Source organism: Paenibacillus thiaminolyticus (assembly GCF_003591545.1).
GTDB classification, from domain to species: Bacteria; Bacillota; Bacilli; order Paenibacillales; family Paenibacillaceae; genus Paenibacillus_B; species Paenibacillus_B thiaminolyticus_A.
This window is the reverse complement of sequence record NZ_QYZD01000019.1, coordinates 13568-26016: the sequence shown is the minus strand read 5'-3', so window position 1 is coordinate 26016 and position 12449 is coordinate 13568. Positions and strand designations below refer to the sequence as shown.

13 protein-coding genes and 1 pseudogene are annotated in these 12449 nt (G+C 56.4%); 5 read left to right on the top strand and 9 right to left on the bottom strand.

The annotated features are described in order from the left end of the window. Positions 1-23: 23 nt before the first annotated feature. The 4 genes and pseudogenes from DQX05_RS19190 to DQX05_RS19180 all read left to right on the top strand — a co-directional run bounded on the left by DQX05_RS19190 (position 24) and on the right by DQX05_RS19180 (position 3151). Positions 24-659 (top strand): SMI1/KNR4 family protein, encoded by a 636-nt coding sequence (locus DQX05_RS19190; protein WP_119795098.1) that lies wholly within the window; start codon positions 24-26, stop codon positions 657-659. A gap of 1245 nt (positions 660-1904) precedes the next feature. Beyond that, a pseudogene (locus DQX05_RS32335) lies at positions 1905-2433 on the top strand (DUF2167 domain-containing protein); the annotation flags it as partial. 65 nt (positions 2434-2498) lie between these two features. Beyond that, the gene (locus DQX05_RS32330; protein WP_259392123.1) at positions 2499-2624 is read left to right on the top strand and encodes a hypothetical protein; all 126 of its coding nucleotides are present in this window, start codon (positions 2499-2501) and stop codon (positions 2622-2624) included. A 59-nt stretch (positions 2625-2683) separates the two neighbouring features. After that, positions 2684-3151 carry a hypothetical protein gene (locus DQX05_RS19180; protein ID WP_119795097.1) on the top strand — a complete coding sequence of 156 codons (468 nt, stop codon included), beginning with the start codon at positions 2684-2686 and terminating at the stop codon, positions 3149-3151. A gap of 107 nt (positions 3152-3258) precedes the next feature. Here DQX05_RS19180 and DQX05_RS19175 read toward each other — a convergent pair whose 3' ends face one another. The 9 genes from DQX05_RS19175 to mnmL all read right to left on the bottom strand — a co-directional run bounded on the left by DQX05_RS19175 (position 3259) and on the right by mnmL (position 11278). Then, complete coding sequence (locus DQX05_RS19175) at positions 3259-4497, bottom strand: aminopeptidase (RefSeq protein ID WP_119795096.1); 1239 nt, start codon at positions 4495-4497, stop codon at positions 3259-3261. A 92-nt stretch (positions 4498-4589) separates the two neighbouring features. Further along, positions 4590-5717, bottom strand: a complete 1128-nt coding sequence (locus DQX05_RS19170; protein WP_119795095.1) for a DHHW family protein — start codon at positions 5715-5717, stop codon at positions 4590-4592. 42 nt (positions 5718-5759) lie between these two features. Then, entirely contained in the window at positions 5760-7169 is a 1410-nt protein-coding gene (locus tag DQX05_RS19165; protein ID WP_119795094.1) for an MBOAT family O-acyltransferase, read from the bottom strand. 48 nt (positions 7170-7217) lie between these two features. Beyond that, entirely contained in the window at positions 7218-7706 is a 489-nt protein-coding gene (locus DQX05_RS19160) for a DUF4358 domain-containing protein (protein ID WP_119795093.1), read from the bottom strand. 111 nt (positions 7707-7817) lie between these two features. Next, the gene (locus DQX05_RS32325; RefSeq protein WP_259392110.1) at positions 7818-7952 is read right to left on the bottom strand and encodes a hypothetical protein; all 135 of its coding nucleotides are present in this window, start codon (positions 7950-7952) and stop codon (positions 7818-7820) included. Between the two features lie 305 nt (positions 7953-8257). Beyond that, positions 8258-9226 (bottom strand): type I phosphomannose isomerase catalytic subunit, encoded by a 969-nt coding sequence (locus DQX05_RS19155; protein WP_119795092.1) that lies wholly within the window; start codon positions 9224-9226, stop codon positions 8258-8260. 23 nt (positions 9227-9249) lie between these two features. Beyond that, entirely contained in the window at positions 9250-9645 is a 396-nt protein-coding gene (locus DQX05_RS19150; RefSeq protein ID WP_119795091.1) for a VOC family protein, read from the bottom strand. Positions 9646-9708: 63 nt separating this feature from the next. After that, positions 9709-10314, bottom strand: a complete 606-nt coding sequence (gene mnmM, locus DQX05_RS19145; protein ID WP_119795090.1) for a tRNA 5-(aminomethyl)-2-thiouridylate-methyltransferase MnmM — start codon at positions 10312-10314, stop codon at positions 9709-9711. Between the two features lies 1 nt (position 10315). Further along, positions 10316-11278 carry a tRNA modification radical SAM protein MnmL/YtqA gene (mnmL, locus tag DQX05_RS19140; protein ID WP_119795162.1) on the bottom strand — a complete coding sequence of 321 codons (963 nt, stop codon included), beginning with the start codon at positions 11276-11278 and terminating at the stop codon, positions 10316-10318. Between the two features lie 373 nt (positions 11279-11651). Here mnmL and trmB point away from each other — a divergent pair, with 373 nt between their 5' ends. After that, the gene (gene trmB / locus DQX05_RS19135; RefSeq protein ID WP_119795089.1) at positions 11652-12380 is read left to right on the top strand and encodes a tRNA (guanosine(46)-N7)-methyltransferase TrmB; all 729 of its coding nucleotides are present in this window, start codon (positions 11652-11654) and stop codon (positions 12378-12380) included. Positions 12381-12449 lie beyond the last annotated feature (69 nt).

Below are 12449 nucleotides of genomic sequence, written 5' to 3'. Positions count from 1 at the left end.
GTGAGAAAGGAGACATGTTGCTAATGAAGGAGGACATCGATTTCATCACAAGGCAGTTGGACCTGTTTCTCGCGCATGTCCATCCGGTGTTGTTCCAGTCGGTAGCCGAAGGGGTTCCCGCGGAGATGAGAGACGGCAACATTAACGAGGATGGCTTGGTATGCTGGAAATGCATCCCTTCGACCATTACCGAAGAGGAGATCGGGGAACTTGAGAACGAATTCTCCATCTCCTTTCCGCCAATGATGAGAGCTCTATTCCGTACATATCATTATGTGGATTTGCATTTTAACAATGTTGAGGATGAGACGGGGCACAGGGGAGATTGCCAGTTCATTGAGCTGCCCCCGATGTCCTCCCAGGACAGGCTGACCCGCTATCGGGATATTATTCAGGCATGGGAACCGCTGCTCGCGGCCGGCTACCTTCCCTTCACGGAAGCGGAAGACAGTCAGGGGCCGGTCTGCTTCGATTTGACCCGGATCGATGACAGCGGGGATTACCCTGTCGTCTGGTTTTTCCACGACCATTTGCATGAACTGGGAGCGGAACAGAGCCGGATCCGGGAACAGGTGCAGCCTTGGGAGAGAGAACTGTTCAGTTCCTTCCGGGAAATGATAGAGACGCTGTGCGGCCTGCAGCCGCCGCATAGGGACTAAGGATGCTTCATCGGGAGGGAGTATAACGAAGATATCGATCAGGAGTTGAGAGTGCCGCTCGACAATCTGGAGAGATCGGATGATGATCAATTCCAACAGCGTCAGGACGTGCTTCCTGCGCTCCCGATGCTTATCGCGAGCCTTAGGATGGATATACGGGTGGGGCGGGTTGCCGCTCCATTTGTTGTTGTGATGAGGATGGATCCCCACTGTTCAGGAATGGGCATATGTGCTGCGTCCTTCTATCAGTATCCCCACTGTTCAGGAACGAGCATATGTACTACGTCCTTCCAGGCAGGATCCCGACTGTTCAGGAACGAGCATATGTATTACGTCCTTCCAGGCAGGCTCCCCACTGTTCAGGAATGGGCATATGTGCTGCGTCCTTCTAGCCAGTATCCCCGCTGTTCAGGAAAGAGCAAATGTGCTGTGCCCGTATATCCAGTATCCCCACTGTTCAGGAATGAGAATATGTACTGCGTCCTTACAGGCGCTATCCCCACTATTCAGGAATGAGCAAATGTGCTGTGCCCGTATATCCAGTATCCCCGCTATTCAGGAATGGGCATCTGTGCTGCATCCTTACAGGCAAAATCCCCACTAGTCAGGGAATGAGCATATGTTGTCCTCCTTACAAGGATTCTCCCAACCACACAGACATTAGGTACAGCGCGTTAGCTTCATTGTTGATAGGTTGCCCGTTGCGACGTCAGTAGGGCAAGGGAGCTTGAACAACGCTAGTGAGGAGAAATATGTGGTTGAAAATAAAAAGGATCGGTCCTGACTCAATGGGAGAGTGGTGCAAAGGGCAGACGAGGGTATCTTGGCTCGGAGGGAGAATGGAGGCCGCGAATGTGGAAGTACGAACCTGAGCCATCGGGAGATTGACGTAAAGAAGGGAGGCATGGATTGCCTTGCGCTTTTCTGCCCTAGGCTAGCTCCTTTTGTTCATAATGGTTCCAAAGACTTGGTTATTTAGTCATGCTTTATCTGGAATCCGTGCTGCTACACCTGCGTCAATAGGAACAATTTGCGAACAGAGGATATTCAAGGTGTATCCAATCCTGTATAGTATGTATTTGGAAAAATACATAATACCATGTTCTGGGAGGTAAGTAAGTTGAAACGATGAATTCATAAAGCGCGGCGGCCCTGATTGCCCTCGTGATGCTCCTTGGCGGAGCCATGCCTCCGGCAGAGGAGGAAGAAGTCCAATAGGTTGATGGCGAGGGAGAGCAAGTTCAGTTGGATACCGGAATCGCTTCATTTAAGCTGGATGAGGGCTTGATTTTCTTGGACGGCAATAATACGAGGGCTTGGAAAAAGCAGATCCAGTCGGTGCCAAGCGGAGAAGAAATCGGCACAGTCATTCCGGATGACGAGGACTCGACCTGGATTGCCATCTTCGAATATACAGATTCCGGATATATCGAAGACAGCGAGAAAGACAATATTCACGCGGATGCTCTTCTTGACAGTTATAAGGAAGGAACGGCAGAAGAGAATAAGGAAAAGGATTCGAGCATGCATCTGTTCGTCGATGATTGGGATGTCAAGCCAACGTATGACGCGGACTGGTTATATATCGATTATCCTCGTATCCGAGCCGGAGCATCTGCAGGCCGAACGGAAGGAACTGGAGAAGCGGGTGCTATCTACCTTCCAGGTTACGGCGGGCAAGCGGTATGAGGACTTCGACAAATCAACGGACAAAAAAGCAGAGTACGGATTGACCGGACTCGTGCTGGGCGGAGCCGGATTGGCGGTGGCCAAGAAGCTTGGATTTCTGGCCCTGTTGAAGAAGTTCTGGATCGTCAATGTCGCGGCGATAGTCGGCGTATGGCGTCTTACTACAGGCAAGAAAAAGAACAGGAAGAACCGGCCGAGGCACAGAACGGGATGCAGAACGAGATGCAGAACGAGTCGGTGCGGGACAACTATACGCCGCCTCCGCCGGCAACGTAATCGAATCAGGATAAAGCATGTCAATCATGACAACTTAAATAGAAGAAGGAGCAATGTCCATGACCTCCATGATGAACTACCCGGCGCAAACCGATCCGGACAGCCATGAGCAAAGCGCAAATCAATTATTCAACAAGGTATGGGAATGGATGGAGAAGACGGATCGCACGCCGGAGGAGACGGATATGATGATCCATGCGGCGCATGCATCGCGGTACCATTGGGGCGTCGTTGGACGTGAGCTCCAGTTCGCCCGCGGGGAGTGGCAGATCTCCCGCGTTTATGCCGTCGCGGGGATAGCGGAAGCGTCCATGTATCATGCGAGACGCTGCATAGATATTTGCCGCAAGTTCAGCTTGGGGGCGTTCGACACCGCCTATGCGTATGAAGCGCTGGCGCGAGCCTCCAGTCTGATGAACAAGGCCGAAGACGCGGCCGGATACAAAATGAGGGCAGAGGAGCTGGCCCGTCATGTAGACGGCGAAGAGGGGCTGAAGCACCTTCTCTCTGATTTGCAGACGATCTAGAATAACGCAAAGAAATACAACGCCCCTGCGTCCGGGCGGCCGGAGAACGTCTCCAGACCGCCCGGACGCAGGGGCGCTGTGCGTGAATCGCGAGATTCGCGGAGCGATTAGATGGCCCAGTTCCCGTTGCGGAACACCGGAACAACGGTGCCATCCTTGAGGATGCCGTCGATGTCCATCTCGGCGGAGCCGATCATGAAGTCAACATGTGTAATGCTGTTGTTGACGCCGTTCGCATCCAGCTCTTCGCGTGACATTTTTTTGCCGCCTTCGATGTTGAAGGCATAGCCGCTGCCGATGGCCAGGTGGTTGGAGGCATTTTCGTCGAACAGCGTATTGTAGAACAAAATATTAGACTCCGAGATCGGCGAATGATGCGGCACAAGCGCCACTTCGCCCAAATAATGCGAGCCTTCGTCTGTATCGACCAGATGCTGTAAAATTTCCTGACCTTGCTCGGCCTCGACTTTGACGATGCGGCCGTTCTCGAACGTGATCTTGAAGTTGTCGATCAGATTGCCGCCGTAGCTGAGCGGCTTCGTGCTGGACACATATCCGTTGACGCCTTCCTTCTGCGGCACGGTGAACACTTCCTCCGTCGGCATGTTCGCCATGAACGGGATCTCCTGCTCGTTTGTGCTGCCTGCGCCTACCCACAGATGCTTTTCCGGAAGCTCGATAGTCAGGTCGGTTCCCGGAGCGCGGTAATGCAGCTTGTGGAAATGGTGGCCGTTCAAAATATCGACCTTTTTATGTAAGGTGGCATTATGCTCTTCCCAGGCTTGCACCGGATCGTCCGCATGGAGACGCACGGAAGCGAAAATCGCGTCCCATAGCTTCTCTACAGCTTTTTCGCGGCCTGCATCCGGGAATACTTTGGCTGCCCAGTCTGCGCTGGCTGCGCCGACGACCGTCCAACTGACCTTGTCCGACTGCACTGCCTTGCGGTAATGGTCCAACGCCTGGCCGGAAGCCTTCTGGAAGCTGCCGATGCGCTTCGGATCGATTCCTTTGAGCAGATCCGGGTTGGATGAGACGATAGCGATGAACGCGGCGCGCTTGTCAACGAAGGTATTCCGCTTCAAAGCCTCGTATTCCGGGTACTCCGTGAACATCTCGTCAGCGGCCTTTTCATATTTCAAGCGGGACAGTTCTTCGTCGATCCAATCGACATGGACGTTGGAAGCGCCAGCTTCATACGCTTCGCGTGCTACCAGGCGGGCCAGCGGCGCGACCTCGGTAGTAGCCGACACATACACTTCCTGTCCCGGCTGCACGTTGACGCCCACCTTGACGATGAGGTTGGCATATTTCTTCAAATTCTGTTCGAATGTTGCTGCAGTCATCGGAATCCTCCTCGATTTGAAAATGGACCTATGTTTCCAATATAACTCATTTCCGCGATGCAATCAAAAGCCGGGGGGATGATAAGCTTCGATCAATTGAGCCATTTGAAAATATCCTCTTCCGCAATCGTCTTCAGGCCATACAGGAACAGAATGTGATCGAAGTTATGCTTGGACAGATAATCGTCTACCGATTCATGGAAAAAACGCAGGTCAATCATATGGATGCTGGAATAGTGCTGCGCGAGCAGCGGAACGAACGCGTTGGCATACGAATCTTTGAATATGACGATGCTGCGGCCGGTCCCGGCTCCCGTCTCTATCGTCGTCCATGCGTGGTTGCCGTTGAAGAACACCTTATACTGATCGCGGACGGACAGCGCCTCCATATGATAGAAGGAATCCGAGCATGCGGAGCCATCGGAATAGCAGACCTTATAGGGCGGGAGGGACTGTTCCAGCAGTTCCAGCTTGTCTGGGAGAAGATGGCGGTTGTTCGCCTTTGTGTAATAGGTTCCGTAAAAGCTGCTGCTGATAACGCGGGATGGCACGCTCTCCAGCGGAACCGGCTCGAAGCCGGCCGCGCGGGCGAATTCCGCATACCCATAATAAGCGCCGCGCATCGTCCAATGATGGTCGGTTCGGAAGAAGACCGAATCAGACTTGTGCCGCTTCAGTGCATCCAACACGGACACGGGCGTCACGGCACTGCCCATTGCATCATACGTGCCGCGAATGAATTCCGCGGTATCATAGCTCGTCGCCTCGGCGTATGCCGGAAGCTTGTCGGCGTGTATGGCCTGCGAGTAAGGGACAAGCAGCATATGCATCGGGGTGCCGGCATGCCGGGCAGCGAACCGGCGGATCTCGTTCAAGTTCGCTTCGTACTGTGCCCCGGGCGTCTGGAAGCGCTCGAATAAATAATCGTCTTTGCCGAAAAAGACTTGGCGGTTCTCCGTCTTGCCACTCAGGCGCTCCAGATCCGACTTGATGCCGACCCAAGCGTCTCGGGCCGCGAATTGATCTGCGAAATAATTCCCTAGCTGCTCCGTATAGCGCCCATCCCAGAGCTTCGCGGCGGAGAAGGAAGGGAACTGCTGCAGCACCCGGTTCTCGAACTCGGATAGCTTGCGGTCCGGCTGCGCGATGCTCCACAGGCTCAGCGCGGCGATATAGGCGACAAAGCCGGCCGTTAGCCAGGCGGCGCGTCTGTTGGTCATGTTCCATTCTCCTTCCTGAAATGATCGGGGTACGCCTCGCTACTAGAACCGGAAATAGAGAAAGGGATTATACGTTCCGTCAATCAAATAAGCGGTACTGGCGAACAGCATTCCGGCTAACAGCCCGTAATCGGCAAACGAGACGGCAGCTTGGAGTGCAGGCCTGCGCTGCAGCAGGGCGCTTACCCGGGCGGCGAGAGGCGTCGCGCTGATGACAAGGATGATCAGCAGCAAGCCGTAATTCCGCAGATTGTACATATCCGTTCCGCTGAGGAAACCGCTGTCCCCGAGCCCGAGCATCTTCCCCATATAGTTCGTGATCGAGGCGATATCGTCGAGTCCGAACAGCACCCAGCCGAACAGGGCCGCCGCGATCAGGTAGGCATGCCGGACGGGCCGCCACAGCCGTTCCAGCCATGAGCCCAGGAACAGCTTTTCCAATCCGATCAGCAGTCCGAAATAGAGTCCCCATAAGATAAAATTCCAGCTCGCGCCATGCCATAGCCCGGTCAGGAACCAGACGACGAACAGATTTAATACGAGCCTCGGCTTGCTGGTGCGGCTTCCGCCCAACGGGAAATAAACATAGTCCCGGAACCAGGAGCCAAGCGTCATATGCCAGCGGCGCCAAAATTCCGAAGCGCTCGCGGAAATGTACGGATAGTTGAAGTTCTCCGGAAAGCGGAAGCCGAGCATGCTTCCCAGTCCGATGGCCATATCGGAATACCCGCTGAAGTCGAAATAAATCTGGAACGCAAAAGCTATGATGCCTATCCATGCGCCCGCCGTCGTCAGATCATCGACTCCGCTGCGGCTCATATCCCACAGCATGCCGATATTGTTGGCAAGCAGCACCTTTTTGCCCAGTCCGATAATAAAGCGCCTTACCCCGTATCCGATCTGCTCCAGCGTGATGCTTCGCTCGGACAGCTGCTTCTCCACCTCGTCGTAGCGCACGATAGGCCCGGCGACAAGCTGGGGGAACATCGACACGAAGGCGGCAAAATCGATAAAGCTCCGCTGCGCCTTGCAGCGGCCGCGGTAGACGTCAATCGTGTAGGACATTGTCTGGAACGTATAGAATGAGATGCCGATCGGAAGCGGCAGGTCAAGCGGGGCAATGGTTGTCCCGAATGCGCCGTTCAGCGAATCAATCAGGAAATCGGCATATTTGAAAAAGCAAAGCACGCCCACATTCACCCCGAGGGAGAAGATGAGCGTGAGGCGCTGCAGCGCTGTTCTGCCCCGGAACCGTTCGATCAGCAGCCCGTTCACGTAGTCGGTGACCGCAGAGAACAGCAGCAGCACAATATATACCGGCTCGCCCCAAGCATAGAACAGGAGGCTGATCAGCAATAGGGCCGCGTTCTTCCCCCGCCGGGGAGACGCATAGTAAAGCAGCAGCGCTGCGGGGAGAAACGTAAACAGAAAGACGACCGAGCTAAATACCACTGGCTGTTCCTCCCCTCCAAGTCTGCCGATACGCGCAAGGCGGGAACATTACTTGCCGTCCGGCTTCAGCGCTGCCATGAATGCTTTCTCGACATCTTCCGCTTTTTCCGAAATGATCAACGCCAAATAAGTTCCTTCCTGCTTGATAATCCGATTTTTGACAATCTCGTACTGATCGGGAAGGTAGGTGCTCCATAGATTTTCCTGCGTCGCGCCTTCCTCTTCCAACGCTTTTTTCAGGTCTGCGATATATTTCTCGTCTGCTGCTTTGAGCACGATGATTTCGTCTGCTTTGACGTTGAGCATCGCCTTCAGCATCCGTCCCTCGGCCAATTGGGCAGGATCGATATGAAGCTTTCCGGCCATATCCGCATCGGCTTTCAGATCAATCTCCTCAGCCATTGGAGGGAACTCCGCGCTTTCCTTTAATTTCGCCATAATATCGGCCACAGGCACTTGAACGGCCTCTTCTTTTTTCGTGGTGCATCCGGCGACAGCAATCGCCAGTATGATCATAACCGCTAGCCATTTTCTCATTCTTGATCCCCTCTTTCTTCTAAGGTCGTATTGATGTTTTCGTATATGCAAAATTGTAGACGGGCAAAGCAGAGAATAGGTTGCAGCATCCACAAATTGGATCGACGCTGGTCAGCCTAATTCTTCGCCCAGCGAGGTCGTCACGATATTTCCGAGGAACGTGGCGAAGAGAATGAGCGGGAAGAGCAGCAGCACGATTGCGGCATAGGTAAGTGCTTTTATTTTGTCATTCATTCGTGGAAACATGTGCATTCCTCCAAAGTTATTACTTTTGTTTGCAGGAACAGCATACTACAATCGGAAATGCAGTCATAGTGAGGAATATCGTGTCTGTGACCATACGAATAAGCTTGGCGTCCGCGATCGCTAGTCGGCTGCGAATGTCGGGCGCGAGGCCGGACTGCTGGGGGGCGGCTCGGGGGGAACGCCATCCCGGCGGCGAGTTCCAAGCGGTGAATAGGACAAGAAGCCGGGGATTTCCCGGCTTCTTGCTGTAAGTCCATCTATTGTCCGTTCCGCTCGCAAGAGAAGAGAGGACGGTTCTTATCGCATTAAGGGGCAACGGAACGGAGCACTGTGCAGTCGCCTTCCAGCGTGTACGCGCCGAGGTTCGCCGGGAGAAGGAAGCATTCTCCGGCCGCCAGCGTCAGCTCTTGATCGGCCCAGCGCAGCGTGCCCGTGCCTTCGCATACGACGAGGATGACGAAGCTGTCCGTCGTCGTGGACAGGCTCCACGGCTGCTTGACGATGCCTTTTTCTACCCGGAAGTATGGCGATTCCGCCAGCGTCAGCCATTCATTCGGCTTCGCGTTGTCGGTCTTCATCCGGGTCGCGCCAGCGCCTTCATAGGCGATGACATTCAAGGAATCCTCGATGTGCAGCTCGCGCGGCTTGCCGTCGAGGCCCGGACGGTTATAGTCATACAGGCGGTATGTCGTGTCGGAGTTCTGCTGCACCTCGGCGACGACGACGCCGGCGCACAGCGCATGCACCGTGCCGGCCGGGATGTAGAAGGAATCGCCGGCTTGGACGGGAACCTCCTGCAGCGCCTCCATGATGCGGCCTTCCGCGATTGCTGCCGCCAGCGCCTCGCGGTCGATTCCATCCTTCAGGCCATAGATGATCTTGGCCCCTGGCTTGGCATCGAGCACATACCACATCTCGGTCTTGCCCAGCTCGCCTGTCGGCAGCCCTTCATAATCGTCGGTCGGATGCACCTGCACCGACAGATCGTCGTTGCAATCGAGCAGCTTGATCAGCAACGGGAAGCGGCCGTTTTTCTCGGAGAAGCCCTTCACGCCGAACCATTCCTTGCCGTATTGCTCGCGCACTTGATCGAGGCCTTGGCCGGCCAGCTCGCCGTTGATGACCTTCGTCGTTCCGTTCGGATGGTCTCCGATCATCCAGCCTTCGCCGATATGCCCTTCCGGCAGATCCAGGCCGAATTGGGTCAGGGCGCGGCCGCCCCAAACGCGTTCCTTGAACTCAGGTTGAAACTTCAGTGGGTATGGTGTTGTCATGATGTCTCTCACTCCCGTTATCTCTATTTGGTGGTCGTATGGAAAAATTCAAGCCACTCGCCGTCCGGCCCCTTGAAGAAAAAGTAGCGGCTGCCGTTCGGCAAAGTGACGATTTCCTGATCAATAAGCTCGACGGAGCCGAGCGACTGAATGCGGGCGAATTCGGCATCGATATCGTCAACGGTGAAGGCGATATGATGAACGAGTCCTTCGGCCGGGAGCGCATCACGGTAGCCTTCGATTAACTCGATCTCGGGTTCATCCGCGCCCGGGAAGCCGAGAAAAGCGAGGCGAAGGACGCCGTTCGTATGGGTCAGCGTATCTGTCAGCTTCATGCCGAGTACTTCTTCATAGAAGCGGATCGACGTCTCTAGCTGTGTGACCATAATACCAGTATGCTCAATCTTGCGGACGGCCATCTCGGTCATCTCCTTGCGGCGGTTCCCCGCGTCGCCGCGCCTGAACCGCCCTGTCTTCTATGTTTACTGCTCCGCGCTTCGGGAGCGTGCCTTCTCGACCGCGATGACGTAAGGCGCCTCCGGCCGCTGGAGCATGCGGTAGACGACCGCCTGGCCTCTGGCGGCGGGCAGCGCCTCCGCCCAGGCGCGGACGGCGTCCGCTTCGCGGTCGCCCCCGGCATGGCCCGGGTACACGACGGCGGTCAGCACCCCGCCCGGACGCAGCAGCGTCAGGGCGTCCTCCAGCGCCGTCAGCGTCGTGGACGGCTCCGTCATGACGCGCTTGTCCGCGTCAACCGTCGGCAGATAGCCGAGGTTGAACATGACGGCTGCCGTCGTTCCGTGCCATGCCGGGGGCAGCGCTCGGGTCATCGCTGCATGGCTGTGCTGCAGCAGCTCGACCTGCGCGCCGCCGTCCGTGCCGAAGGCATCGTCCAGGCGGCGGCGGGTCAGCTCGAGCGCCGCCGCCTGGATATCGAAGGCCGCGACCGACCCGCGCGGCCCGACGAGCCGGGCGAGGAAGAGCGTGTCTACGCCGGTGCCCATCGTCGCGTCCACGGCGCGGTCGCCCGGCTGCACGCGCTCCTTCACGGCCTGCTGCGCGAAGCTGAGTACGGAGAGGAAGCCCATGTTAACTCTCCCTCCACAGCTTGCCCTGCCACGTATCGCGGCGGCGCAGCTCGGCATCGATCGCGTTCAGCACTTCCCACTTGCGCAGGCTCCACGTCGGCCCAATCAAGAGGTCGCGCGGGGCATCGCCCGTCACGCGGTGCACGATCATCTCGGGCGGCAGAATCTCCAGCGTGTCGACGATGAGCTTCACGTATTCGTCCATCTCCAGGAAGCGGAGCATACCCGCCTCATATTGCTTCACCATCGGCGTCTTGCGCATGAGATGGAGCAGATGGAGCTTGATGCCCTGCACATCCATGCGGGCGACCGCTGCGGCCGTCTCCATCATCATCTCATGCGTTTCCTGCGGAAGTCCATATATGATATGGGTGCAGATGCGGATATTGTGCTTGCGCAGCTTCGCGACCGCCTCCTCATAGCAAGCGGTGTCATGCGCCCGGTTAATGAGCGTCGAGGTCGATTCGTGAATCGTCTGCAGGCCCATCTCCAGCCAGAGATACGTGCGCTCGTTCAGCTCGGCCAAATACTCGACGACATCGTCCGGCAAGCAGTCGGGACGAGTGGCGATGGACAGGCCGACCACCCCCGGCTGCTCCAGGATGACCTCGAAATACTCGCGCAACGTGTCGACCGGCGCATACGTATTCGTGTAGGCCTGGAAGTAGCCGATATAGCTTGCATTCGGCCATTTCTCATGCTGGCGGTCGCGAATCGTGTTGAATTGGGTAACGAGATCGTTGCGGCGGGAGCCCGCGAAATCGCCGGAGCCCCGCGAGCTGCAGAAGGTGCAGCCCCCGATGGCGATGCGTCCGTCCCGGTTCGGGCAGGTGAAGCCGGCATCCAGCATCACCTTGAAGACTTTGCCCCCGAACTGGCGGCGCATCTCGGCGTTCCATGTATGGAACCGCTTGTCTCCCCAATCGAGGGGGACAGGCGGCCGTTCGAGCTTCGGATATTTCAATGATGACAAGCCCTTTCCTCATCTAAGTCGGCCTCGGAGGGAAGCGGCGGCTTCCGGCAGTCCGTGGCGGCCGGTTGCGCCTGCAACCCGCCGCCAGCCTGCCGCAGCGCGCTTGGCGAGCGGCAGGCGGCCGTGGTTTTATTGTAGCAGATCTCGCTTGAAAAGCGAAGATAGGGCACCGCCCGCGGGGGAAGCGGAAGAGGGACGGAGGGGAGCCGAGAGGCTGATAATTTCGTGTTAATGTTTGAACGATAAGGCGTCCTGCTGATGTTCAGGGAAGCGCAAGGCCGGGCGGTGGCAGGCGGCTCTTTACAATTGCGTGCCGGTCATGCAGAATAGAGGATTAGAGCATACTGAGGTTGGAGGAAAACAGATGCGTTTACGAGGTAAAAAAGGGGCTCCGGAGCTGCTGGAGCAATCGAAGATTGCGATCCTGGACCCTCAATCGGCACGAGGCCGCTGGCATGATATTTTCGGCAACGGCCGTCCGATCCATGTGGAGCTGGGCATGGGCAAAGGCCAGTTCATCAGCGCAATGAGCCGTCGGCACCCGGATGTGAACTTCATCGGCATCGATATGTACGATGAATTAATCGCGCGCGCCTGCGAGAAGGCCGAGACGATCCGCGGCGAGCTGGGCGTGGACACCGATGCGAACTTGAGGCTGGTGCGGGCGAACATTGAATACTTGGAATCGATATTTGCGGAGGGCGAGATCGAGCGCATTTTTCTGAATTTCAGCGATCCGTGGCCGAAGAAGCGCCATGCGCGCCGGCGCTTGACTCATCCCCGATTTATCGAGAAATATAAGCACGTTCTGAATGAACGCGGAGAGATCCACCAGAAGACAGACTCGGTGACGCTGTTCGAATACTCCTTGAATTCCTACGCCGAGGTCGGTCTTCAGATGCGGAATATCTCGCTCGACCTGCACCGGGGCGGTCCCCATCCGGATCATGTCATGACGGAATATGAGGAGAAGTTCTCGGGCAAAGGCATGAACATTCATCGCGTGGAAGTTCTGGTGGGGCGCGAGGCTTACGAGCAGTACCGGGCTTCGCTGCCGTATGGCAAGGGAGGACAGCCTGTCCCGCAGCAATAAGGAGTCAGGTTAGCCGACGGCTTGGGCGATGCCCGGAAGCCGGCGGCTTTGTCATGTCCGGCCCCAGCA